A 25219-nucleotide genomic window follows, 5' to 3' on the forward strand; every position below is an offset into this window, starting at 1 on the left:
ATGCACGTATATTCGTAGTAAATTATACACTAAATAACGATATACTGCACTTTTAGTGATTTATAACTAACTATTCGCAATGATTTCAACACGTTTATAGAATAGATGAAACTAATAAAAAGAGGTGTAGACAACCGTGAAACACGCTAAAGGTAGAATGGATGAAAGTATACTTGTCTGCGTATACTATGGACCTAATGGAGAGCGACTGATAAAAAGAGGACATAAAATGGCAAGTATGTTGGATTGTCCACTTTACATTTTAACAGTTGATCCACTTCCATTTGATGCATTCAATGCCGAAAAATCTGGTTATATTGAACAATGGAAAACATTATCGGAGGAATTGGAAGTAGAAGAGTTTATCATTCGTGATAACGAAAAACGTCCTTCTCCAAAGGTAATTAAGGAAGTTGCGCACCAATTAAATATTACGCAAATCATTATTGGACAAACCGCCCAAAGTAGATGGGAAGAAATTACAAAAGGTTCTTTTATGAATGTTTTATTAAAAGAAATCCCATTTGTGGACTTCCATGTTGTTTCTGTTGAAAGATCCGTCAAGGCTGAAGAAGATGGCATTTTTGAAAAAGGGGTCCGCGCTTACCTAGTACCAGATGAAGACTCTTATAAAGTTTCTTTTACTTGTGCCAAAAATATGTGCCAAGAAGGCATTTTCTTTAAAGAAATTGGAACAGATTTCGACAATGGAATCTTTAAATTTATGCATAACAACAAAATGCAACAAGTCCATATCCAAGATAATTTAGTAACGGATCCCTCACAAGTTCCAGATGACTGTAGCTTAAAAATTCGATAACATACTTAAAAGGAAACTCTTAGAGTAGAGTCTCCTTTTTTTATTTAAAAGGTAACTAAAGAAATATATATTTTCTACGGAATAAAGTTTAATTGATTTCCGTTATAGGTGGACGCTTTCCGCGGGGTGAGCGATAAGCCATCACCACAGCTCATGCGTCGTTTGTGATGTCTTATCTGTCTCACAGAAGAACAAAGGCTAAGAGCGCCACATCGTGTGGCAACGCCTTCGTGACCAACATCCTGTTGGCCTCCTCTGGAGTCGCCACCTGCCGCTTCCATCACACCCTATTTATTAATAATACTTTCTTCTCTTTCCATGCAAGTTACTCGCTTCATTAACCTTGAACCGTATTTCTTCTATCCTTCGGCAAAGCAATTGCCACTAGCCCTAAAATCGGTAATGTGGAAACGATAATCATTGTTGTGTAAACACCTAAGTGATCCATGAAAATTCCGATCAACACTGCGCCTATTGCCCCCATACCAAATGCTAGTCCAACTGTTAGTCCAGCCATTGTCCCAATTTTACTTGGGACCAGTTCCTGTGCGTAAACTACTGTCACCGAAAAGCTTAGCATAATGAAAAATCCAATGAAAATTAGCAGTAATATGACTGCCCAAACTGGAACATACGGTAAGACTAAACATAAAGGTATTGGTACAGCTGTAGAAAGTAAAATGACATTTCTTCTGCCTAGTCGATCTGCCATCGGGCCTCCAAAAAGTGTTCCCACTGCTCCTAATGCAAGAAAGATAAATATAAATAATTGCCCTTTTCTTATCGTAAAATCATAATTCTCAATCAAATGAAAAACATAAAAATTAGTCATGTTCGTTACATAAAAGGATCTAACAAAAATAATGATCATTAACAGGATCAATGCAATGCCTATTTGTTTTTTCGATAAAGACGGTAACGAAGATAGAAGTGCTTTTTTCTTTTTCGATACACTTTCTTCTAACTGTTTCTTATACCAAGCAGAAATTTTTGATAACATAAAAATTCCTACTGCTGCGACCAATAAGAAGAGTGCAGCTCCTTTTTGACCAAGGGGTGCAAGAATAAATGCACCAATAAGGGGTGCAAGTGCTTGCCCAGAATTCCCTCCCACCTGATAAATTGATTGTGAAAGCCCTCTTTTTGATCCAGCTGCCATAAAAGAAACACGTGATCCTTCTGGATGAAAAACTGCTGAACCGAGCCCTAAAAAAATCACAGACACAAGAATCATCCAATATTCTGGTGCAAATGCTAAGCCTGCCATTCCAATAAAAGAACTACTCATCCCTAGAGGAAGTGCATAGGGCATCGGCTTTTTATCACTAATAAACCCTATAACCGGCTGTAAAAGTGAGGCAACCATATTTAATGTAAACGAAATTAACCCTAGTTGTGTAAAATTTAAACCAATTTCATCTGCCAATATCGGAAACATTGCCGGAATCACTGCTTGTAAGGAATCATTAAACAAATGGCAAATTCCAATTGCGAACATTATTGGATATACCGGATTCCCCAACTTATGTGAGGTATTGACTGTAGACATATCTTCACATTCTTTCTTTTTATTTGGTGTAAAACGATCATGTTGTCACCTGCCGAAAATCCGCTCGCTTTCCGCGAACGAACTGCCATGCCTCCTCTGAGCAACAGGATGTTGGTCACGAATCCGTTGCCACACGGATATGGCGATTTTAGGATTTGTTCCTATTAACTCGTTGCGGTCTCTTGGCAGCCCGTTTTTCCGCAGGAGTCTCGCGGATTCACGTCACACAAAATATTCTTCAAAAAAACAACAGCCTAATTTAAATGAGTCATTTATTTAAATATTAAAATAAATATTATAATCTTAGTATAACGCAAAGTTCGACATATTTTTTAAAAAGAAAATCACCAATAAAAAAGAATAGTTACAGTCTTCTAGGAGACAATAGGATGAAGATGTTTTATAAAAGGAGTATTGATCGTAATATGGGTTTCGAAGTGAATTTTTGGGAAATGATTTTAAGAACAACTATTTCATTTGCCGTATTACTATTTTTGGCTCGTCTGTTGGGCAAAAAACAGCTAAGTCAACTTACATTCTTCCATTACATTACGGGCATAACAATCGGATCCATAGCTTCTGAAATTGCCTCCCAAAAGGAAACTCCTTTTATCGACGGCCTCATCTCACTTATTTGGTGGACCATTCTAACAATTCTTATGAGCTGGATTTCTTTGAAATCTTCTAGAGCACGAGTCTTCTTAGACGATGAACCGACAATTCTTATTAAAGATGGCAAACTATCTATAAAATCTTTAAAATCAACTCGCATGCATATGGATGATTTACTGATGATGCTGAGAGAACAATCTATTTTCTCCATTCAAGATGTCTATTATGCAGTCCTTGAAACAAATGGCGAGTTAAGCGTCTTTAAAAAGACTAATCAACAAGAAGCCACAAAGCAGGACGTAAAAGCCGATGTTTCTCTGCCAGTTTATATGCCTTCTGAAATCATTTCTGACGGGAAAATTGTTCAGAAGAACTTACTAGAACTTGATTTAGATGAAGAATGGGTAATGAAAAAGTTACGGAAACAGGGGATTGATTCCGTTGAAGATGTATTTTACGCTCAGCTGCAAACAAATGGCTCCCTGTATATTAACTTAAGAAAAGAAATCGAATAAAAGGGGCTGTCCAATAAGCCCATAAATTGAAGCAGGTGTAGAAAAACGAGTCTTTTTCTACACCTGTTTTTTGTATACTTTTTATAAAACTACTATTTTTTGTAGGCAATTGATTGTAGTGGAAGACGGCGACTCCAGCGGGAATAGCAGTTGTTTTCTGCACCGAAAGCGAAGCGGCAGGTGCATGAGCTGAAGGCCCCGCAGGAGCGAAAGCGACGAGGAGACTGAAGCCATGCCCGCGGAAAGCGTCCGTCTGGAAAGGTAATCAATACATTGGAAAAGGGACCATCTCTCAGTCACTATATGACTTTAAGATCAGCCCCTTTTTTTATTTCATTTATCTATCTAAATGAACCCATCAGCTCCCTACTGTTTGCTCTATAGATTGATTTATCTGCTCTATGTCTACCTCTTTCACTTGATCATTACTCACCTTATATTTTTCTTTTAATGACAGAATTCTTTCTACACTTGTATTTATTCTTTCCTCTGTTATTTCACCAGACTTTACCGCTTGGAGAATTGATTCGATAGCTCGCTTCACATTTGTGTACTCATGTGCTATTAACACAATATCATTCCCAGCCTTTACCGCTTCAACCGTTGCTTGACCAATTTCATAGTTTTCTATTATTGCATTCATCGTCATATCATCTGTCATGACAACTCCATCGAACTGTAGCTGTTCTCTCAAGATGCCTGAAATAATTTCATGAGACAGAGAAGATGGAAAGTTAGGATCAATCTTCGGCAATAGAATATGAGCAATCATAACGACATCTGCACTATCTGCAATTGCATTTTTAAACGGAATTAATTCCAATGCATTTAAATCTTCTATACTTTTTTGAATAACTGGAAGTTCTAGATGGGAATCTACTCCGGTATCACCATGCCCAGGAAAATGTTTCACAACTGAAATAACATTTTGACTCTGTATTCCTTGCATCGTCTGAATACCAAGTTTACTTACAATTCCTGCATTGTTTCCGAAAGACCGATCTCCAATAACCGGATTGTTTGAATTGCTATTCACATCAAGTACAGGTGCAAAATTAATATTAAGACCAAAGGCATTTAATTCTTGTCCCAATAGATTTCCTATTCTATAGGATAAAGCCTCGTTGTTTTGTTCTCCTATTTCTCGATTTGTTGGTAGACTAGTTAATTTGGGTAATCTGGAAACTCTGCCCCCTTCTTGATCTACACCTAATAGCAACGGAATTTTATTGTCACTACTTTCTGCTTTTATCGAGTTTATTAATGTAACGGCTTGGTTCACATCTTGTAAATTATCTTTAAAAAAGATTAGCCCCCCTACTTTATCACTTGACACTAGTTTCTTAGTTTCCTTTGATAAGCTAGTTCCTGTGATTCCTGCAAAAATCATTTGGCCAATCTTTTCTTCCAAGCTCATCTCAGTAATAATCTGATTTTCTTCTTTTCTAGCTACCTCAAGTTTGGTGTAAATGGATACATGATCGACCGCTGGGTTTGGTTCATTCTCTGTTGGTTTTGGTAAGATCCACTTTAGTTGATAAATAGGTGTAACCTCATACAAGAGGATTGTTTGATTGACCTCCTCGTCTTGATAAACACGCATTTCATCAGGTTCTCCACCAATTTCTTTAATATCCTCCAACCGAATCTGCTGGATAGGCATGGAATTGGAACGAATATCAAAAACCGCTCCGGAACGATGACCAATTGACGCGTTTTTAGAAAAATAAGTATCGTAAAAGTTCTTGGAATTCTCGCTTTTTCTATCGGGGTTGCCCCATAATTCGTGAATTTGTTCCATATCTGTTTCTCCCACAATAAACGGGATATCCAATACTTTCCCTTTTTTTGCATCCTCAAAAATGAGTTGCACTAGAGATTCCACTTCTGCAGGCTGTTTTACTTCTATGGATGTTTCCACTCTTTCTCCCACTTCATTTTGCATCTCTAAATACACTTCCACTATTCCTAGAACTAAAAAGATAAAGAGAAATACCCCTACTTTTTTTATCATATAAGAGCCTCCGGACTATTGATAATACTTATTTTCTATTTCCATAAGTATGACCGTTATTCCTTTATTTTAAATTAAGGTATACAAATTATACTTGATATATTTTTTATATTAAGTTATTCTATAATTAGAAACGGGGGATAAATACGATGAAGATTTGTCCATATTTAGAATCATCATTTCAAATACTTGGAAGACGTTGGAACGGGTTAATCGTTCATTACCTATCGAACTGCCCAGATTATACAGCAAATTTTTCGGCCATGAAAAAGGATTTAACCGATATTACACCTCGTGCTTTATCCCTAAAGTTGACTGAACTTGCCGAGCACGGTCTAGTGGAGAAAAAAATGACAGTAGAAGCTTCTGTCAACATCTCCTATCACTTAACCGGTGCAGGACAGGAACTTGCAGAAGCACTTAAGCCTGTACACGCTTGGGCAAAACAACATATTACTTTAGAAAATTAAAGAAAAGAGGATAAAGGATATGACAAACAAAAATGCAATGATGTGTGATTTAGAAACTGGAATTTGTGGACCAGCTGGAGAAGAAAACACTGCAATGGGATTCATCGATTTATCCACACCTATCAAAAAAATCGACTTATACTATGTAACGGATCCAATTTGTTCGCATTGCTGGGCTTTAGAGCCGACATTACGTAAGTTCGTCGAAGAATACGGTAACTATTTTAATATGCATACATTAATGGGTGGTCTACTTGAAAAATGGGATGGTTTTGCGGATGTTTCTAACGGAATTTCTGGTCCTGGAGATGTTGCAGGACACTGGAGAGAAGTAGGGGATCATACTCGTATGCCAATCGACGGATCGTTTTGGTTAGAAGATCCAGTTTCTTCTTCATACATTCCATCACGTGTATTTAAAGTAATCCAACAACAAAAAGCTGAGTTAGCGCCCGTTTTTTTACGTAAATCAAGAGAAGCGGTATTTCCTTTCAATAAGAACATCAGTAGTGACCAAATATTAATAGATATCGTAAACAGTATTGGATTAAATGGAGAAGAAATTGTAAAAGAATCACATCTTCCAGCAGCTCAAAACAGCTTGCAAGAAGACTTCATGATGGCAAGCCGCTTGGGTGTTCGTGGATTTCCAACAATTATTTTCTTAAACGAAGAACAAAAAAGCGAAAAAGTGGTCGGATCTCGCCCGTATGACTACTATGTGCAAGCACTGAAACAAATGCTTCCAAAAGAAAACATTCAACCAAAAGCAATACCAACATTACAATATATGTTGCAAAAAGAGGAGTTATTATTCTCTCGTGAGATTGAAGAATTATACGGTTTGGAACAAAAGGATGTTGCTTCATTCGTTGAAAAAGAATTAGCTGCAGACAGTTATGTTGTAGAAGAAGTTCTTGGAGAGAAATATATTAAAATGAATAAATAATACAAAAACGCTCTCAGGTACTGGATGCTTGAGGGCGTTTTTCACCTTTATTCCGGCAACTTCTCATAAGCCAATTTCCGGATAATTTGTTCATGCTGTGAATGCTTTTCTAGTAGCTCTTTTTGTGTGAAGAGTTCGAAGTCTTCAAAATCAAAGCCAGGAGCAACCATACAGCCAACAAGAGAAAATGACCCATTTTCGATAACGGATGAGCCGAAAATAGAGTTTTTTGGTACAAGCACTTGTGGGATTTCCCCATTTTCTATATCTAGACCTAGCTTATGTTCAAAATAATTTCCTTCTTCGTCAATAACATGCACTGATAGAGGGCTTCCTCCGTGAAAATACCATAGTTCGTCGGATTTTAAGCGGTGAAAGTGGGATACATCCCCTTCTCCTAGTAGAAAATAAATACTCGTGTACAGCTTTCGAGTCGTGCCAAAAGCATCCATTGATTGCTTAGAAGCATATGTACCTTTAAAATATCCACCTTCTGGGTGAGGCTCTAACCCAAGATGTCGTATGTAATAATTTGCATCCTTCTGCATTATACTTCCCTCACTTCTAAATGCTTCATACAGTTAAATAAGTGACATAAATTTTCATTATCTTGCATTTCAATAACTGTAATAGAAGTATTTCCTATATCACTAGAAAATTCACCTTTTGGTACGAGTACATTTATTAGTCTACTAATGAAACCTCCGTGACTAACTACTAGCACGCGTTTACCAGGATGCGCTTGCTTCACATCTTCTAAAAAGGACATGCCACGAGAAATAATAACATCCTCTGGTTCAAATCCCATATCTTGCTTTCTCCAATCAGTCCCCCATTTTGCTACCCGTTCTACTTCCGTTGTTCCTTCAATAATACCTCCACCGATTTCCCCTAAACGCTTATCTACAAAAAAATCGATCTCCGGTTGTTTTTCCGCAATGATCTCTGCAGTTTTTTTCGCACGAATTAAAGGACTCGTATAAATGACATCCCATTCTTCATACTGAATTCTATCGGCAACATGCTCCGCCATTTCAATTCCTTCATCATCCAACGGCACATCCGTTGTCCCCTGTGCTCTTCCTTCTTTATTCCAAGCTGTCACACCATGTCTTACAAAACCAATAGTTGTCATGTTATTTTCCCCCTTACATTTTCTTATTATGTATAACATTTTCTGTATAGGTTGGATAATTATCTTCCATCGACATGAGAAAAAATCCCTCCATATTCATCCATTATAATGAAATAAAACAAAATGAACAATTTCTTAATTCCCTATTGACCTTAACGTTGCGTAAAGGTTTAGACTGTAGTTACTAGGAGGTGATTTTATGGAATATACCGTGCAAAAACTTGGTCAACTGGCGGGAATAAGTACGCGAACACTTCGCTATTATGATGAAATTGGGTTGCTGAAACCAGCACGAATCAATTCATCTGGCTATCGTATTTATGGTTCTGTTGAAGTAGACCGGCTACAGCAAATTCTATTCTATCGGGAACTCGGCGTTAATTTGGATAGTATTAAAGAAATCATGACTTCGGAGACATTCAACGGAGCAACTGCATTAAAGGAACATCGGGAAAAATTGCTCGAGAAAAGAGCACAATTGGATTTATTGATTGAAAATGTGGATAAGTCCATTCAACTAACAGAAAGGAGCATTACAATGTCAGATAAAGAGAAGTTTGAAGGGTTTAAACAAAAACTTGTGGATAACAATGAGGATAAGTACGGAAAAGAAATTCGAGAAAAATATGGAGAGGATGCTGTAAATAAATCGAATGCAAAAGTTAGAGGAATGTCCGAAGCGCAGTACGAGGAAGTGACAAACTTAGAGCAACAAGTACTAGACAACTTGAAAGCAGCTATGAAAACGGGAGATCCTTCTGGAGATATTGCTCAGAAAACAGCGGGCCTACACCGCCAATGGCTAAGTTTTCACTGGGATCAGTACTCCAAAGAAGCCCATGCTGGACTGGCCGAAATGTATGTAGCAGATGAACGTTTTACTGCTTATTACGACAAAATTCAACCAGGTGCTGCAGAATTTTTAAGAGATGCTATTCTTATTTATACAAAAAACTAGAAGGTTCAAATTCGGCAAGGACCGCCACTTCGCTTTCCGTGGGCTTGGCTTCAGCCTCGGGCCAACACGATGTTGGTCATGAAGGCGTTGCCGCAGGACGCGGCGTTCTTAGCCTTCCTTCCTAAAGCGTTCCTGCGGGGTCTTCTGCTCAAGCTGTTCCCACTGGAGTCTTCGTGGTGGTCCTTGCCAATTCCTTATAGATATCCAATATCTTTACTTTTAATTATATAAAGCAACCTCTTTAGGAATATTTATTATTCATAACCGTTTAATTAAAACTTTTGTCGTCAAGCTGAAACTAGAAGGTTCATACCTTCTAATTTTTTAACGTTTGTTCGAGTATGTGGGTATCTTCTGGATAAGCCAAAGGAAGCTCTTCAATTTCTTCTAACGACTTCCAAGATATTTCATGAATAAATTCATCTGGGTCTTGAATAGTTATTTCCCCACTTACTATTTCTACTAAAAAGTATTCCACATTATAAGAAATTCCATGTTCACTAATAGTGCCACTTTTACCATGTACTTTTTCAATAGTACGAACTGTAAAGCCAGTTTCTTCCCAAAATTCTCTTACACAACATTCTTCGAATGTTTCTCCTTCTTCTAATGTACCTGATGGAACGGTCCATTTCTCTTCTTCTCCTGGAGCTGCTTGAAGGACCATTAATATTTCCTTATTTTCATTTATACAAATACCTGCTGCGCCTTGCCATTTGAACATTTTTATTCCCCACTTCATTTAATCAAATTCGCCTTGGCGTATTTACGTCCAGATTTTGAATCGTGCTTGGGCCTGCGTGATGCAGGTCAGTTAGCCGTTGTTGCATGGATGCGACGTATTTAGGCTAACATCCTTTACACCATTTCAAAATCTGTGACATCCGCCGGAGGCTTTAACTTTATTCATCCTGCGTCCAAACGTAGGATGAATAAAGTTAAATTAAATCTACATCATTAATTTCGGGTACGTATCTTGATTTTTTTAGATCCACGAGACCATTGGAACGAAAACAAACGCCTTCAGCTTCTAGCATTGCTCTTTGAGAATAGGCAGTTTCTTCATCCGGAATAGCTATTTCTCCTTTGATATTGATCACTCGATGCCACGGTAATTTGTGTTTTGCACTCATTGTGTGAAGTATACGTACGACCTGTCTTGCCCCACGTGGACTTCCGGCTTCTTTTGCAATTTGCCCATATGTCATGACTTTTCCTTGCGGTATCGCTTTTATAATTTGAATAACTCTTTCCGTAAAAGGGTTCATCACGCTTCATCCTTTCATTACTTCGATTATAACTGATTAAGTATATTTTATTCAGTACCTTGCATAAGATAATAGTGTATGATATATTGCTATCAAAGGTACTGTTTATTGAATAGTAGTGAAAGGAGTGAAAGGGAAATGAATATCCAATTTAAAAAAGGTGTGTTGAATCTTTGCGTGTTGGTTTTATTGGATAAGCAAGATCGATATGGCTATGAGCTTGTACAAAAAATATCAAACCAAATCTCGATTTCGGAAGGGTCTGTCTATCCATTATTACGTCGCTTAACGAAGGAAGGATACTTTACGACCTATTTACAGGAGTCAACGGAAGGTCCACCTCGGAAATATTACAAGCTGACGGAACTAGGCAGAACTTATTTACATGAACAGTTAAATGAATGGAAAAGCTTCACCAATGGCGTGAATAATCTAATCGAAGAGGGTGTAAAACATGACTGAACAACAATTTATAAGTGAATTAGAAACTGCGTTAACCCGAATGACAGCTGACGAGAGAAACGATATCCTTCAAGATATACGAGAATATTTTTCTATTGGTCGTGAAGATGGTAAATCGGATGGTGACATAGCTGCTTCTCTTGGTTCTCCAAAGGAAATTGCGCAAGAACTACTAGAAAATTATGTTCCGGAGAAAATCCAAACAAATAATAAAGTAATTAATATTCCTAACCCTAACTTTTCTAACGTGTTAATGAATATCGATTACGGTTCTCTGAACGTTTTCCCTTCTGAGACAGATGACACAATTATTGAGTTAATAGGAGAAAATGAAAAATTAGAGCTAACTGCTGAAGTCATGAATGATACATTATCCATCCAATTAAAAACGAATAAATTCAAGTTATTTAGCTTCTTATTCTTGTTTAAAGAAATGAAAGTAAATGTAGCACTTCCTAAAAAACTGTATACAACAATTATTATGAAAACAGATAATGGACGCATTCGTGCAGAAAAAATACTTGGTAAGAACATCAAAGTAACATCTGATAACGGGAGCATTGGCTTAAAAGAATTTGCCACTACTATTTTAGAGGTAGAGACCGATAACGGGCGTATTGAAATTGATAAAGTTCAAGTTGATAAACTTTCCGCTGAAACGGATAATGGACGAATCAATCTTCGACATATAGATGCTGAGCAAATTCGTACCGAAACAGATAACGGACAAATCATGATGGAATACGTGAACGGGGATATCATTGGGAAAACCGATAACGGTAGAATTTCACTTCTAACAGCCAGTCTGGATCGCACTATTCGATTAGATACGGATAACGGAAGTATTCTGGTGGAAACAGAAAATGAACCGACAGATGTATCCATTCATGCCAAGGTTGATCACGGTAGGATTAGTGTATTTGGTGAAAAAAATTCCCGTACAGTATTTGGAAGTGGTTCAAACACTGTACACCTCTCTTCCGATAACGGAAAAATAACGGTAGCGAAGAAAAGTGCTCCTGAGGTTCTTTAATCGTTGGAGCAGTACTTTCTCAAACTTGTAAAACCGAGACACGATTCTTCCTTGTATGAAACAGTTGAAAACTGGGATCGTACAGGAGAACCAAAGCTTCTGCAGCAGAAGATGAACTTGAAATGATACTAAGGATAGCTACGTATAAATCATACGTGGCTTTTTTGTTTTCTCCTCTTCCATTTATGTTGCGTAGGATTTTCTTTCATAAAAAACAGCTGTTATTCAAGGACATACATATCCCCCTTTCTTTGTAATTTAATATTCGTAAATTACAAAGAAGGGTGAAATCATGCTTTTAATCCCTAACTAGTACGTTCGAACCGGTACAATTAATTGTAAAACTTCATCATCTTTTACAGAATTCAAAATGAACGGACGCATGGCTCCAGTAAATTGTATGGTAACATCTTGTCCATCAAACGCCTTTAGGGCATCCATCATATATTTCGCACTAAAGGAAATCTTTAGCTGCTCTCCCTCGATAGAGGTTGTTTGAATTTCTTCTTCTACTTCCCCAATTTCAGGAGAGCTCGATGATATTTCTACAATATTTTCTTCTAATGAAGAGAAGCGAACGATATTATTACGTTCTTCACGTGCTAATAAAGATGCTCGATCTATTGCTTGAAATAATGCTTTTCCGTTCATCGTGACAAATGTTTTATATTCAGTAGGAATTAGGCGAGATGTATCTGGATAATTTCCTTCCAATAATCGAGAATAGAACAATACATCTTCTGTTTTAAATAACACCTGTTGGTCCGTCATCACAATTTGAACAGGTTCTGATGAGTCCCCAATAATTTTACTTAACTCGTTTAAACTCTTTCCAGGAATAACTACACTATACTCTTTTTCCGGTAATTGTTTTAAAGTCACTTTGCGACGAGCAAGACGGTGACTATCTGTGGCTACACAAACAAGCTCCCCATTTTTTGCTTGCCAGTGAACACCAGTTAGTACAGGACGATTTTCAGAAGGTGAAACGGCGAATACGGTTTCACGAATAATAGATTTTAATAATTCCGCTGGAATTTCAAAATGGCGGTCATCCTGAATGTCTGGAAGCAAAGGATATTCAGAAGGCTCTAATCCTATTAAATGAAACTCTGATTTACCAGAACGAATATGTGTATGATATTTTTCCGTCACTTCAATTTCCACATCACTGGTAGGAAGCTTCCGAACTATTTCATTAAACATACGAGCTTGTAAAACAATCGCCCCTTCTTCCATAACACGAATCACTTGGTCGCCATCTTCTACTGCTTTGATAAACGTTTGAATAGTTATATCTGAATCACTACCTGTTATGCGTAATCCAGCTTCCGTCACTTCTAGTTTTATCCCAGTCAAAATAGGTATAGTTGCTTTGGAACTTACGGCTTTCATTACATCGTTTAATGCATCTAATAGTCGATGACGCATAATTTCAAATTTCATCAGTTTCCCTCACTTTAATCAAATTTTAAATGAACTGAATCTACCACTTTTTTATAGCCAATTTCCTGATAGATTTTATTGGATGTTGGATTGAGCATATCTGTGTAAAGTACACAAAATTGAAATTCTTTTAAGAGCTCTTTACTTCCAGCTGCTACCATTGTGCGCGCGTATCCTTTTTTCCGTTCCTCTTTTGGAGTGAATACAAGTGAAACGGTAACTCCATGCGCTGAAGGCCTTGCTTTCTTCATCATAGATACGATTTTGCCTTCGTTCTCCCATAAGAAGGCTTCCTTTGCATCTAGCATTATTTTCACTCTCTTCTTTATTTCCAATGGATCTGTTTTAGGAAGCCCAGTATCTTTTTCAAATAGGCTATACCATTCTTCAATAAGTAGTGCGTCTTCCACAGTTGCGTATCGCCATGTACCAGGGCTCATTTCTAGCGACTCGTCCACTTGGTCTAGTCGGTATAATCCTTGGTCCATCGAAATAGAGAAGCTTTGACCTGTTTTCTCCTTCCATTTTTCAGCAAATTGATACGCCCATTCTTTTACACTAATAATAGATTCTATAAGTAGAGATTGATTGATAAACTCGTCGATGCCCAAATGAATACATGCATCTTTTTGATTTTCATTTACAAAAATGATATTGAGAGGATGTGGTGGCGTCATTTGAAAAAGTGCAAGTAACTCACCATTTTCTTCGATTGTCGCCATAAATGGATTTTCATATTTCCCCTCTTTTATCCCTTGAAGTACTCCTAAGAACAAACTGAACTTGTCCTCATGTTGAACTAAAAAAGGCATTGCTTTTTTCTCAAATTCATCTGCATTTTCATATCGTTGAAATATCATGTGAACATCCCTCTCTGTATCTTTGTATGTTAATATAACGTAAAACATAGTTGGAGGGGAATAGTTTTATGAAAATTGTTTCTATTCGTGATTTTCACATAGGAGAAGGTGTACCGAAAATTATAGTTCCGCTTATGGGGAAAAATAAGGATCAACTACTTACGGAAATTAAAACAATTCAACAGGTAAGTCCTGATATTGTCGAGTGGCGCGCAGATGTGCTAGTAGATATTGAAAATATAGAGGCAGTTAAAGAAACACTTTCCGCTATTCGAAAAGCACTTTTTCCTACGCCTCTTTTATTCACATTTAGAAGTCATCGTGAAGGTGGAAATAAAGAAATCAAAGATGCTTATTATAAGCAGCTTTTAGAGGAAGTCATACTTACAAAGGAAATTGACTTAATTGACGTGGAGTTATTTTCACCGCATGTAAGCGAAATTGTAGAGATTGCAAAAGCCAAAGATGTATTTGTCATCATGTCTAATCATGATTTTGAAAAAACACCCATGAAAGAAGAAATTATCCGGAGACTGCAAAGAATGCAGGAGCTTGGTGCACATATACCGAAAATCGCTGTGATGCCTAAAAATCCCATGGATGTACTCACATTACTTGATGCTACTTACACTATGTATTCCCTGCATGCAGACCGACCGATTATTACAATGTCGATGGCATCCACTGGTGTTATCAGTCGGCTAGCTGGAGAGACTTTTGGTTCTGCCGCAACATTTGGCGCGGGAATCGAAGCTTCTGCTCCTGGACAAATACCAGCTGCAGAGCTCAGAAGAATATTAGAAACATTACAGACAAACTAATAACGAGATTGTCCAACTCTCTTAATTAGGTATCGTTAATCTACCAATTCTCAAGGATATTCATCCAAAAGTATTCAGTATTCTTCCAAAACTATTCGGCATGCTTCCAAAGTAACTATAAATACCTTCTTCCGGTATTTATAGTTGCCGAGCTAGTCGAATCATATCAACACAGATGATTCCATTCTCCACAATCTCTTCCTCATAATGAATCGTGAAAAAGTCTTTATCCACACCGGTAATACGAAAACCGCATTTTTGATAGAGAGCCAACTGTCCGATACTTGAATTGCCTGTTCCTACTTCGATCAGTTTATAGCCTTGTTGTTTTGCCTTCTCTATTGCATCCAGTACAAGCGCTTTGCCAATTCCCTTCCCTTGGTACTGTTCTGCTACTGCAATATTCACAAGTTCTACTGTTTTAGGTCTAGTCGGGAGCAATACATATACTCCGATTGTTTCACTATTTTTTTCGGCTATGTAGCATTCTCCTCTTTGTATATATTGCTCGATAAGCTTGCGGGAAGGATCCGCGAGTAATAATAGATCCATCGGATATGCTTCCTTTATTCTTTTCGTTTTCATTTACAAATCTCCATTTTCTAATGTTAATAGCCTTTCTTTCATTTCTAATCCGCCACGGTAGCCTGTTAATGCGCCATTTTTCGCGACTACTCGGTGACAGGGAATGGTTATTAATACTGGGTTTGCCCCAATTGCTGCTCCTACCGCTCTAACGGCAGCGGGATTTTGAATTATATTTGCAATTTCCGAGTATGATTTCTTCTCTCCATAAGGAATTTTGGACAGTGTATCCCAAATGGCTAATTGGAATGCTGTTCCTTTCAACTCCACTGGCACTGTGAATTCTCGAAGTGTTCCGTTTAGATATTCTTTTATTTCATTTTTGTATGGAGATAAAGCTTTTTCCTCTTCCACTAACTCATATTTTGGAAAATGCTTTGCTAACCAAGCTTCCATTTCTTCATATGGTTTACCTTGCGAACCAACATAACATAGCCCATTTTCCGTTGTTGCCATATATAATTGCCATTCATGATGAATGAAAAGCGTCCAGTATATTTTATTCATTTGTTGGATTCTCCTTTTTTCTATATTGGTTTGGGGTATTCCCTGTTATCTTTTTAAATAGTGTAATGAAATATGGGATATTGTGCATTCCAATTGTAGAACCTATTTCCACAAGTGGTTTGTTTGTAGTTGTGAGCAATTCTTTTGCTTTCGCTATTCTAATTTGTTGCAAATATTCTACAGGTGAAATTCCCAACACTCTTTTAAACGTTTTCTGCAAATGGTACGGGCTTCCATGACATATATCCGCCAGATGTTCTAGCGTTAATTGCTCATCATAATGCCTATCCATGTACTCCGTAATTTGTGTGACCCACTCCTCGTCTGGCAAGCATAATCCACTTGGTTTACAACGTTTGCACGAACGAAAGCCATCTTCTATTGCCCCTTTTGCTTCTTGATAAATTCGGACATTTTCTTTCTTTGGTGGTCGTGATTTACAAGAAGGTCGACAAAATATGCCCGTCGATTTGACAGCATAATAAAACACATCGTCGTAAGCTGAGTTATTATCAATAATTGCTTGCCACTGCTCATCTGATATTTTCTCGTTGTTCATGGAATCACCTCCACCTTATTATACTTTTATTTCTACAATCATTGCTTATTTTGTGAGCATAATAGCAAGATAACGAAATTCTCTATATATATAATGGATAAATAAAGGGGTGATCGCAACATGTTATGGGAAGAACAAGGAAAACAAATTATGATAAAAACACCATCCAATTTTAGTTTTAAACACAACCTTGAATATTTGTCTCGGTCTACAAATGAATGCTTATTCCATATCTACGAAAATAAAGTAAGAAAAGCGATACCGGTGGGTGAATTTACGACACTTGTTGAAATTAGCGAAAGAGATAACCTTGTATTAATTGTAGAGTTTTTAGGCAATACAAGACCTGCATATAAATCTGCTCGTGAACAAGTGGTTACTTACGTGATGGATTGGTTTGATCTAAAAACTGACCTAAAGCCATTTTATGAACTAGCTAAAAAGGATTCGGTGCTTCAACAAGCTGTAAAAAATTTTAACGGGCTACGGATTATGGGGATTCCGGATTTATTCGAAGCGATAGCTTGGGGTGTACTGGGCCAACAAATCAATCTCACATATGCTTACACCTTAAAGAGACGTTTGGTCGAAACATTTGGGCGATCCATTGAATTGGAAGGACATCAATATTGGTTATTCCCAACTCCTAATGACATTGCGAAACTCACTGTAGAAGATCTTGCAGATTTAAAGATGACCGTGAAAAAATGTGAGTACTTAATAGATGTTGCGAAATTAATACAACTGGGTTTCCTTACAAAAGAAATGCTCCTAGAAACAAATGATGTAAAAGAAGCAGAGAAAATGCTCACGAAGATTCGTGGTATTGGTCCTTGGACGGCTAACTATGTGCTAATGCGTTGCTTAAGATATCCTTCCGCATTTCCGATAGATGATGTCGGCCTACATAATGCGATTAAGCATGTGACCGGATCTGAGCAAAAGCCTTTGAAAGAAGAAATATTGCAACTCGCTCAACCATGGAATGGCTGGGAAGCGTACGCGACTTTCTATTTGTGGAGGTTTTTGTATTAAAGATCTCGCTCAGGATCATTTGACCAAAAACTAAAAAATTCCCGTCCTCCTCACTTCGAGTTGGACGGGATTTTTTTATGGTTGAATCAATAAGTCTAAAAAGTCTTCAGATACATATGTTTTATTGTTCTTTAATACCGGTTTTTCTACGAATTGTCGCAAGCTCTTATTGTAACTATACGTTTTTTCACCACGTGTAATAGAAAAAGAGCTATTCCCTATCGTTACTAATGCTCCATTATGTTTTGAATTAGATTGTACTTTATAGCCAAGTTCTTCTGCTACTTTACGCAGTGGAATCATTTTCACTCCATTTTGCATAAAATGATCATTTTCAATTATCGTTTGAACTTCTTTCATTTCGTTTGAAAGATAGTTGAGCGCTACAATTTTACTCGGTGTTGTTTGGGGTGGAATACTCCTTGTTGTAATTGTATAAAATACAACGAGTTCCTTGCCACTTAAGTCTTCTTGTCCAATTTTTTCGCCTTTTTCATTTACTAAAGCAGTTTCTTTTGCAATATTTAGCTTCAATTCATTATCTAAACTAACAAAGTTTTTATCGAACTTTCCTACTTTTACAAAACCTAGTTGTTGTTGATCGTGAACAATTACTAATTCCGGGGTAATTTGTGCTGGATAAATGAGAATCATCGGTTTAAGTTTATCGAAATACGCATCAATTTCTTGCCCTTTTTGGAACGTTTCTTTTTTCACAGTTTTTGCCGTACCACTATTAAACAAAAGTGTATCGTTTGTTAAGGTAAATAGGGTGATGACTGGTTCCTTTTCCTTCGTTTCCACTGTTAAAATAACTTTGTCGTCATTTGTTTTCACATCAGTGATGACTCCTGAAAATTGGACATAATTCGTACTATCCATTTTTTCATCCCCACTTTGTGCGCTTACTGATGAGTAATCACCCATCAATGCTACTAATAATACCATTACTAATATACTTATTTTCTTCATCGTCTCGCTCCCTCTTTTTGGCATATCTTTAATTTAGACGTTCCTCTAAAAAAAACGTTACATAAAAATTTGAAACATTCCCCCAATTAAAACGTATACATGAGGGTGAGCAAAAAATCATAGAATGGAGCCTACATATGACGTTATCTATCAATCAAGTAACTAAAAGATATCAAGACTTTGTGGCCGTCGATAATCTATCTTTCACCATTGAAAAAGGTGAAATCTTTGGATTGATCGGACAAAACGGTGCCGGCAAAACAACTACGTTTCGTATGATTTTAGATCTTCAGGAAACGACTGAGGGTACAATTATGTGGAATGGGAAACATATTAATTCCATTAACCGAGATGTTCTCGGATATTTACCAGAGGAACGAGGCATATTTCCTTCCATGACAGTGGAAGATCAATTGTATTTCTTCGGTGAACTAAGAGGGAAACTACGTAAGGATTTACGAAAAGAAGTAAATTACTGGATTGAACGTTTTGAATTAGAAGATAAGCGAAAAGCAAAAGCAGAAACATTGTCAAAAGGAAATCAACAAAAAGTACAGCTTATCGCGAGCTTTATCCACCAACCGGAGTTTCTCATATTAGATGAGCCATTTAGTGGACTGGATCCTGTCAATAAGGATTTATTAAAAACTGCGATTTTAGAGTTAAAGGAAAAAGGTACGACCATTTTATTTTCAAGTCATCAAATGGATAATGTTGAGGAGCTTTGTGACCATCTTTGTTTATTGAAGCGAGGAGTCTCTTTATTTTCCGGTAGTTTATTAGATTTGAAAAAACAATATGGGAAAACGAAATTGACCATTCGAACAGATGTCCCAATGGAAGTTCTTGAAAAATTAGATGGTGTGCAGAATATACACATTGGGAAAGATCAATATACCCTTACTTTAACGAATGAATCAAACGCACAGTCTATTTTTGACTTTGTTTCTAACGGGAAATATATCGAGAAGTTCAGCTTAGATTATTTGACATTAGATGAAATATTCAAAGATAAGGTCGGTGGTACACATGTCTAAATTCTGGCTTCTAGTCAAACAGCTATATATTCAAAAAGTAAAAGCAAAATCATTTATCCTTTCCATCTTCCTGTATATCGCTGTAATTAGCGGAGTTATGTTTTGGTCAGATATAAAAGCAGCATTTTTTGAAGATGAAGCACTTCAAATTGCCTTGATTAACGAAACAGATGCTGATATTGAAGCATTGTTTGAATCGAACAATGACCTAGAGTTTACATTTCCATCTGCAGAAATAGCAGAAGTAGAGCAACAAGTAGTGGAAGGTGATTACGCCGCAGCTATTTTCATCAAAGACCAAGACAACTCTCTAGCTGCAGAAATCGCTACCTTCGAACCACTGACATTTAACAATCAACAGAGCTTGTCTTCTACACTTCAATATGCGGGTAAATTGTATGAAGTACAGCAACTGAATCTTACTGCAGAGCAAGCTGATAAAATTCTTCAATCCGAAACAGTTATTTCAATGAAAAACCTAAACGAGCAATCTACAACTGGAAAAAGTGAAAATGAAAAAGCAGCTGGAATGGGCGCTTCTTTCTTAGTTGGATTTTTAATTTACTCATTTGTCATGACATTTTTATCCATGATTACAACAGATGTAGCGTCTGAAAAAGGGTCGCGAGTATTAGAAGTATTACTTGCAAGTGTAAAACCAGCTACGCATTTCATGGCCAAATTAACTGGGACCTTCTTGCTTGCCATTACACAAATTGGGGCGTTACTTCTGATTCAAGGATTATTATTTTTGTTCATTGACGGCGGTTCCAAATGGGATATTGTGATAGAAATTAGTCAAGAGCTATCCTTTGTATACATTGGTTATGCTGTTTCGTTTTTACTGATAACCATTCTCCTTTATTTAATTTTAGGTGCACTACTAGGTTCTCTTGTTTCCAAAGTAGAGGAATCTAGCCAAGCAATGATGCCCGCTATGTTAGTAGGGATTCTAGGGTTCTACGTGTTAATTGCAGGAATGTCTAGTCCTGATACGATGCTTATCAAAGTATTCTCATACATTCCCTTTACATCTGGAATGGTAATGCCCCTTCGTATCGGAGCAACCGATATCTCGTCGTTTGAACCAATGTTATCCATGCTCATTTTAGTTGGTACCGTAATAGTATTGTTCTTGATCAGTCTATCCTTCTACAAACGCAGCGTTCTAACGTATAGTTCGGGAGGCATTATACAAAAAATCAAAACTGTTTTAAAGGTAACAACTTAATAAAAGACTACAGGCATCCATGAAATTAGTGAAGTTGCTAAATCACTTAGCCAAGGTGCAATGATGATTCAAGAAGAAATTAATAAATTTAAAATCTAACATGACTACGTCAAACAATCGTGCAGGGATACCCTTTCACGATTGTTTTTTTTGATTCAACCTGGAACTTCTTGCATAAAATAAATCCATGAAAGAAAGGATGCGAATAAATGTGTGGAATTACTGGATGGATTCATTTTAATAAGGATTTAAGAAACGAAACGTCAACTGTTGAAAAAATGACGGAAACATTAAAGAAACGTGGGCCAGATGACAACAATATATGGAGCAGTGCACATACATTACTTGGTCACCGACGATTAACAGTCGTCGATCCCATTGGCGGGAAGCAACCTATGGTAAAAATTTTTCAGTCGATCCAATATACCCTTTCGTATAATGGGGAATTGTACAACACCGAAGACCTTCGGAAGGAATTATTAAAACGGGGTCATACTTTTTCAGGACATTCGGACACAGAAGTTTTATTGACCTCTTATATTGAATGGAAAGAAAAATGTGTAGATTATTTCAATGGGATTTTTGCTTTTGCCATTTGGGATGAACAAGAACAAAAGGTTTTTATTGCGCGCGATCGTTTGGGTGTCAAACCACTCTTTTACACAGAAAGAAATGGGGGGTTTCTTTTTGGCTCTGAATTAAAAGCACTTCTTGCTCACCCAGATGTTCCAACGAACATTACCAGAGAAGGATTATCGGAAATAATCGGCTTAGGCCCATCACGCACCCCTGGACTGGGTGTTTATGAAGGAATCCAGGAATTACGACCAGCTCATGCTCTCACTTTTTCTCGTAATGGTCTTCGCATCTGGCGTTATTGGAATGTAGAAAGTAAGGAGCATACAGACTCCTTAGATGAAACTGCTGAAAAAGTACGTTACCTCGTAACAGATGCTGTGGAGCGTCAACTCGTATCAGACGTACCCCTTTGCACATTCCTTTCAGGAGGTCTAGACTCTAGCCTCATCACAGCTATCGCAGCAAGTGCATATGCCAAAGATGCTAAAGGACCTCTCCATACTTATTCCATTGATTATGAAAACAATCAACAGCACTTTCAGGGGAACGCTTTTCAGCCAAGTGACGACCGCCCTTGGATTCAAAAAGCATCTAGTAATTTAAATACCACTCACCACTATTCCATCATTAGTCAAAACCAACTAGTCGACTACTTAACTGAAGCTGTACACGTTCGGGATCTTCCAGGAATGGCGGACATTGATTCCTCCTTACTTTGGTTCTGTAAAGAAATAAAACAGGATTTCACCGTTGGATTATCTGGCGAATGTGCAGATGAAATTTTTGGTGGTTACCCCTGGTTTCATCAAGTAGGTCATTTCGAAAACGGATTCCCTTGGATACGTTCCAAAAATGAACGAAATTCTCTACTTAATGATAGCTGGCAAAAGAAGCTGCACATAGATGACTACGTTCAACATGCATATGCAACTACTATTGCAGAGACTCCTCAATTATTCGGTGAATCTGCACTGGACGCTAAACGGCGTGAACTTTTTTATATGAATATGACTTGGTTTATGACAACTTTATTGGATCGGAAAGATCGCATGAGTATGGGTGCCAGCTTAGAGGTACGAGTACCATTTGCAGATCATCGCTTAGTAGAATACGCATGGAATATTCCGTGGGATTATAAAATGGTTGGCAATCAAGAAAAAGGAATCTTACGAAAAGCTCTTACTGGGATTCTTCCAGTAGACGTACTATATCGTAAAAAAAGCCCTTATCCTAAAACGCATAATCCTGTTTACTCAGAGAAAGTCCAAAGTATGCTTAAGGAACAATTGCTAGATAAAAATTCCATTCTTCATGAACTATTTGATGCGAAGCGCCTTTCTAATTTAATTGAAACGAATGGAGATGCTTTTAAAGTTCCATGGTTTGGTCAATTGATGTCAGGACCACAACTATTAGCATATTTGGCGCAGATGCATATTTGGTTTAAGGATTACCAAGTACAGCTTGTGGATTAATTGATATAGATTTTGGTTTGTCGCTTTGGTAGGTTTATTTATCGTGTTCATGGTCTAGTTTGTCGTTTTCGCGAGTAAGTTTGTTACTTTCAGGATTATTCCACAAAAAAAGAAGAGCCGCCTCAAGGCTGCTCTTCTTTTTATTTATTTGAAAGCATACGAAAATAGGATTCTACGAATGGGACAAGATAATCAATGACTGCTTCATCCGGATTTAGCTTGGCATGGTGTAAGCCATAAGGAGAATCTACTCCTGCCCAAAATAATACTCCTGGAATTTCTTGCAGGAAGAAACCGAAATCTTCTCCTGTCATCGCTGCGTCACATAAAATAGCTATAGTCGATGCATCTTCCTCTGCAAATGCTAAAAACTCATTTGCCAATGTTGCATCATTTTTCACTTGATAATAGCCAAAACCAAAATCAAGTTGAACTTCACAATCGAATGCGATTTCAGTAGCCCGACATAATGACTCAATCTTTTGCTTAATAATCGTCATTGTCTCTGCATCCATCGTTCTCAATGTACCTTCTAACCGTGCTTTCCCTGAAATAATATTTTGAACCGTACCTGAAGTCATTTTCCCAATAGTTACAACCGCTGGCTCCATTGGATTCAACATTCTACTTACAATCGTTTGTAATTGCAATAGAAGTGTTGCAGCAGCAATCGACATATCTCTCGATTGATGTGGGTATGCTGCATGGCCTTCTTTTCCAATCAAATCAATATAAAGCTCAGATGTATTGGCAAATAACAAACCTGGTCGAGTTGCAACAGTTCCTACGGGATACTCAGGTGCAATATGGAATGCGAATATTTGATCAGGCATAAGTTTGGGATGCTCTTTTTTCAACCATTCTTTCATTGGAAAAGCTCCGCCTGGTCCTTCTTCCGCTGGCTGAAAAAGAAATACGACATGATCATTTATTGGATTCATCGTGAAAGTTCTTAAGAGACCTAACGCCACTGTCATATGCACATCATGTCCACAAGCATGCATCTTTTCTGCATGCTCCGATGTAAAAGGAAGATCTGTTGCTTCCTTTATTGGTAATCCATCTATATCTGTACGCCAACCAATTGTCTTTGTTGCTTGAATACCTTCTACTTTCACAACAATTCCTGTCCTCCACGTCAATATGGTTAGTCTTTCCTGTGGTAGGGCATTAATTTGTTCTAATAGATAAGCATGTGTTTTTACTTCTTGAAAACCAAGTTCAGGTATACGATGGAGATCACGGCGAATATCGAGTAAAGATTTCATCTGCCACCTCTTATAGTTGACGTAGTTCTTGCATGATTTCTGTTTTAGATCTTGTTTTATCATCAATTTCTTTGATTACTTTAGCAGGTGTTCCAGCAACTACTGTGTACGGAGGAACATCCTTGGTCACAACTGCTCCAGCTGCAACAACGGATCCTTTACCAACTCGACAACCCTCTAGCACTACTGCATTTGCACCAATTAAAACGTCATCTTCTACGATTACTGGAGTTGCAGATGGTGGCTCAATCACACCAGCAAGCACTGCTCCTGCACCGATATGACAGTTTTTCCCGACAGTCGCACGACCACCCAGAATTGCTCCCATATCGATCATCGTACCTTCACCAATAACTGCACCGATATTGATAACTGCACCAAGCATAATTATAGCGTTATCCCCAATACTCACTTGATCACGAATAATTGAACCAGGTTCGATACGAGCATTGATACCCTTCAAATCTAAAAGTGGAATAGCAGAATTTCTGCTTTCATTCTCCACAACTACGTCTTCAATTTTATTTTTATGTTCATTTAGTAATGGTTCTATTTCAGACCACTCTCCGAATAATACAAGAGAACTTCCTTCACCAAATACCTTAGTATGTTCACCAAAGGAAAGCTGATCAATGCCATTTCCTTTTATGTATACCTTCACTTGTGTTGATTTTTTTGCATGTTGAATATACGAAATAATTTCATACGCATCAAGTTGTTTCATTCTCCATACCTCCTCAAAATATGTCCTTATTGTATACGAATTATTATAAAAAATCACGAATTATAATGCATTTCATTAATTTGTATTTAAAAATTATATATTTTCACACTATTAGCAAATAAATCCTATGTCTTTAAACAACATTGTTACTGGTGCCAGGCACCCGTAATATTTTTGTAACAATCAGAAAGATATGTGGTATAATTCAGATAACATATTTGAAGGGACGATGGGTGGACAATGGACTTATAATCTTATTTCTCAGTAGAAGTTTTTCTGCGATCCATTTTCGCAGTAACAAATTAAAAACTTTACGAAATCGGAAATAGGATTAG

The 25219-nt window shown here is 37.4% G+C and carries 26 protein-coding genes; 12 read left to right on the plus strand and 14 right to left on the minus strand.

What is annotated here, in order from left to right; translation table 11 throughout:
* Window positions 1-136 precede the first annotated feature (136 nt).
* Entirely contained in the window at window positions 137-820 is a 684-nt protein-coding gene (locus tag MHB48_RS18655) for a histidine kinase (protein WP_342599347.1), read from the plus strand.
* Between the two features lie 337 nt (window positions 821-1157).
* On the opposite strand, the gene MHB48_RS18660 is transcribed toward MHB48_RS18655, so the two are convergent.
* Window positions 1158-2369, minus strand: coding sequence for an MFS transporter (locus MHB48_RS18660; RefSeq protein WP_342599348.1), 1212 nt, complete (start codon window positions 2367-2369; stop codon window positions 1158-1160).
* A gap of 389 nt (window positions 2370-2758) precedes the next feature.
* Here MHB48_RS18660 and MHB48_RS18665 point away from each other — a divergent pair, with 389 nt between their 5' ends.
* Complete coding sequence (locus tag MHB48_RS18665) at window positions 2759-3496, plus strand: DUF421 domain-containing protein (RefSeq protein ID WP_342599349.1); 738 nt, start codon at window positions 2759-2761, stop codon at window positions 3494-3496.
* Between the two features lie 358 nt (window positions 3497-3854).
* Here the strand turns inward: MHB48_RS18665 and nagZ are convergent, their stop codons facing one another.
* Entirely contained in the window at window positions 3855-5510 is a 1656-nt protein-coding gene (nagZ, locus tag MHB48_RS18670; protein WP_342599350.1) for a beta-N-acetylhexosaminidase, read from the minus strand.
* A gap of 149 nt (window positions 5511-5659) precedes the next feature.
* Between nagZ and MHB48_RS18675 the strand changes: the two genes are divergently transcribed.
* Together MHB48_RS18675 and MHB48_RS18680 are read left to right on the plus strand one after the other, a co-directional pair.
* Complete coding sequence (locus MHB48_RS18675) at window positions 5660-5980, plus strand: helix-turn-helix domain-containing protein (RefSeq protein WP_342599351.1); 321 nt, start codon at window positions 5660-5662, stop codon at window positions 5978-5980.
* A 19-nt stretch (window positions 5981-5999) separates the two neighbouring features.
* The gene (locus MHB48_RS18680) at window positions 6000-6929 is read left to right on the plus strand and encodes a DsbA family protein (RefSeq protein WP_342599352.1); all 930 of its coding nucleotides are present in this window, start codon (window positions 6000-6002) and stop codon (window positions 6927-6929) included.
* A 47-nt stretch (window positions 6930-6976) separates the two neighbouring features.
* On the opposite strand, the gene MHB48_RS18685 is transcribed toward MHB48_RS18680, so the two are convergent.
* Window positions 6977-7477, minus strand: coding sequence for a cupin domain-containing protein (locus MHB48_RS18685; RefSeq protein WP_342599353.1), 501 nt, complete (start codon window positions 7475-7477; stop codon window positions 6977-6979).
* On the minus strand, window positions 7477-8064 hold the full coding sequence (locus MHB48_RS18690; protein ID WP_342599354.1) for a histidine phosphatase family protein: 588 nt from the start codon (window positions 8062-8064) through the stop codon (window positions 7477-7479). The genes MHB48_RS18685 and MHB48_RS18690 overlap by 1 nt, the downstream gene beginning before the upstream one ends.
* A 199-nt stretch (window positions 8065-8263) precedes the next feature.
* On the opposite strand from MHB48_RS18690, the gene MHB48_RS18695 reads away from it, so the two are divergent.
* Entirely contained in the window at window positions 8264-9022 is a 759-nt protein-coding gene (locus MHB48_RS18695) for a MerR family transcriptional regulator (protein ID WP_342599355.1), read from the plus strand.
* A 316-nt stretch (window positions 9023-9338) separates the two neighbouring features.
* Here MHB48_RS18695 and MHB48_RS18700 read toward each other — a convergent pair whose 3' ends face one another.
* Window positions 9339-9746, minus strand: a complete 408-nt coding sequence (locus MHB48_RS18700; protein ID WP_342599356.1) for an NUDIX hydrolase — start codon at window positions 9744-9746, stop codon at window positions 9339-9341.
* 214 nt (window positions 9747-9960) lie between these two features.
* Window positions 9961-10290, minus strand: coding sequence for an MGMT family protein (locus MHB48_RS18705; RefSeq protein WP_342599357.1), 330 nt, complete (start codon window positions 10288-10290; stop codon window positions 9961-9963).
* A gap of 138 nt (window positions 10291-10428) precedes the next feature.
* Between MHB48_RS18705 and MHB48_RS18710 the strand changes: the two genes are divergently transcribed.
* The gene (locus MHB48_RS18710) at window positions 10429-10752 is read left to right on the plus strand and encodes a PadR family transcriptional regulator (RefSeq protein WP_340924282.1); all 324 of its coding nucleotides are present in this window, start codon (window positions 10429-10431) and stop codon (window positions 10750-10752) included.
* Entirely contained in the window at window positions 10745-11785 is a 1041-nt protein-coding gene (locus MHB48_RS18715; RefSeq protein ID WP_342599358.1) for a DUF4097 family beta strand repeat-containing protein, read from the plus strand. Before MHB48_RS18710 ends, MHB48_RS18715 begins: the two co-directional genes overlap by 8 nt.
* A gap of 309 nt (window positions 11786-12094) precedes the next feature.
* Here MHB48_RS18715 and dnaN read toward each other — a convergent pair whose 3' ends face one another.
* Window positions 12095-13231 carry a DNA polymerase III subunit beta gene (gene dnaN, locus MHB48_RS18720; RefSeq protein ID WP_342599359.1) on the minus strand — a complete coding sequence of 379 codons (1137 nt, stop codon included), beginning with the start codon at window positions 13229-13231 and terminating at the stop codon, window positions 12095-12097.
* Between the two features lie 14 nt (window positions 13232-13245).
* Window positions 13246-14091, minus strand: coding sequence for a GNAT family N-acetyltransferase (locus MHB48_RS18725; protein ID WP_342599360.1), 846 nt, complete (start codon window positions 14089-14091; stop codon window positions 13246-13248).
* A gap of 68 nt (window positions 14092-14159) precedes the next feature.
* Here MHB48_RS18725 and aroD point away from each other — a divergent pair, with 68 nt between their 5' ends.
* Window positions 14160-14912 (plus strand): type I 3-dehydroquinate dehydratase, encoded by a 753-nt coding sequence (aroD, locus tag MHB48_RS18730; RefSeq protein WP_342599361.1) that lies wholly within the window; start codon window positions 14160-14162, stop codon window positions 14910-14912.
* 138 nt (window positions 14913-15050) lie between these two features.
* Here the strand turns inward: aroD and MHB48_RS18735 are convergent, their stop codons facing one another.
* From MHB48_RS18735 to MHB48_RS18745, 3 genes are read right to left on the minus strand one after another with little or no spacing between them, the layout of a single operon-like run.
* Window positions 15051-15497 (minus strand): GNAT family N-acetyltransferase, encoded by a 447-nt coding sequence (locus tag MHB48_RS18735; protein ID WP_342599362.1) that lies wholly within the window; start codon window positions 15495-15497, stop codon window positions 15051-15053.
* A complete protein-coding gene (locus MHB48_RS18740; RefSeq protein WP_342599363.1) occupies window positions 15498-16004 on the minus strand; it encodes a methylated-DNA--[protein]-cysteine S-methyltransferase in 507 nt (168 codons plus the stop codon).
* Window positions 15997-16563 (minus strand): bifunctional transcriptional activator/DNA repair enzyme AdaA, encoded by a 567-nt coding sequence (locus tag MHB48_RS18745; RefSeq protein ID WP_342599364.1) that lies wholly within the window; start codon window positions 16561-16563, stop codon window positions 15997-15999. Before MHB48_RS18745 ends, MHB48_RS18740 begins: the two co-directional genes overlap by 8 nt.
* A 120-nt stretch (window positions 16564-16683) precedes the next feature.
* On the opposite strand from MHB48_RS18745, the gene MHB48_RS18750 reads away from it, so the two are divergent.
* On the plus strand, window positions 16684-17598 hold the full coding sequence (locus tag MHB48_RS18750) for a DNA-3-methyladenine glycosylase (RefSeq protein ID WP_342599365.1): 915 nt from the start codon (window positions 16684-16686) through the stop codon (window positions 17596-17598).
* 75 nt (window positions 17599-17673) lie between these two features.
* Here the strand turns inward: MHB48_RS18750 and MHB48_RS18755 are convergent, their stop codons facing one another.
* Entirely contained in the window at window positions 17674-18570 is an 897-nt protein-coding gene (locus tag MHB48_RS18755) for a stalk domain-containing protein (RefSeq protein WP_342599366.1), read from the minus strand.
* 137 nt (window positions 18571-18707) lie between these two features.
* On the opposite strand from MHB48_RS18755, the gene MHB48_RS18760 reads away from it, so the two are divergent.
* The 3 genes from MHB48_RS18760 to asnB all read left to right on the plus strand — a co-directional run bounded on the left by MHB48_RS18760 (window position 18708) and on the right by asnB (window position 22892).
* The gene (locus MHB48_RS18760; RefSeq protein ID WP_342599367.1) at window positions 18708-19607 is read left to right on the plus strand and encodes an ABC transporter ATP-binding protein; all 900 of its coding nucleotides are present in this window, start codon (window positions 18708-18710) and stop codon (window positions 19605-19607) included.
* A complete protein-coding gene (locus MHB48_RS18765) occupies window positions 19600-20838 on the plus strand; it encodes an ABC transporter permease (RefSeq protein ID WP_342599368.1) in 1239 nt (412 codons plus the stop codon). Before MHB48_RS18760 ends, MHB48_RS18765 begins: the two co-directional genes overlap by 8 nt.
* A 209-nt stretch (window positions 20839-21047) precedes the next feature.
* Window positions 21048-22892 (plus strand): asparagine synthase (glutamine-hydrolyzing), encoded by a 1845-nt coding sequence (gene asnB / locus MHB48_RS18770; RefSeq protein ID WP_342599369.1) that lies wholly within the window; start codon window positions 21048-21050, stop codon window positions 22890-22892.
* A gap of 140 nt (window positions 22893-23032) precedes the next feature.
* Here asnB and MHB48_RS18775 read toward each other — a convergent pair whose 3' ends face one another.
* Window positions 23033-24160 carry an N-acetyldiaminopimelate deacetylase gene (locus MHB48_RS18775; protein ID WP_342599370.1) on the minus strand — a complete coding sequence of 376 codons (1128 nt, stop codon included), beginning with the start codon at window positions 24158-24160 and terminating at the stop codon, window positions 23033-23035.
* A 10-nt stretch (window positions 24161-24170) separates the two neighbouring features.
* Window positions 24171-24884 (minus strand): 2,3,4,5-tetrahydropyridine-2,6-dicarboxylate N-acetyltransferase, encoded by a 714-nt coding sequence (gene dapD, locus MHB48_RS18780; protein ID WP_342599371.1) that lies wholly within the window; start codon window positions 24882-24884, stop codon window positions 24171-24173.
* Window positions 24885-25219 lie beyond the last annotated feature (335 nt).

Origin of the sequence: Psychrobacillus sp. FSL H8-0483 (genome assembly GCF_038637725.1) — a bacterium.
In the GTDB taxonomy this organism is placed as follows: Bacteria; Bacillota; Bacilli; order Bacillales_A; family Planococcaceae; genus Psychrobacillus.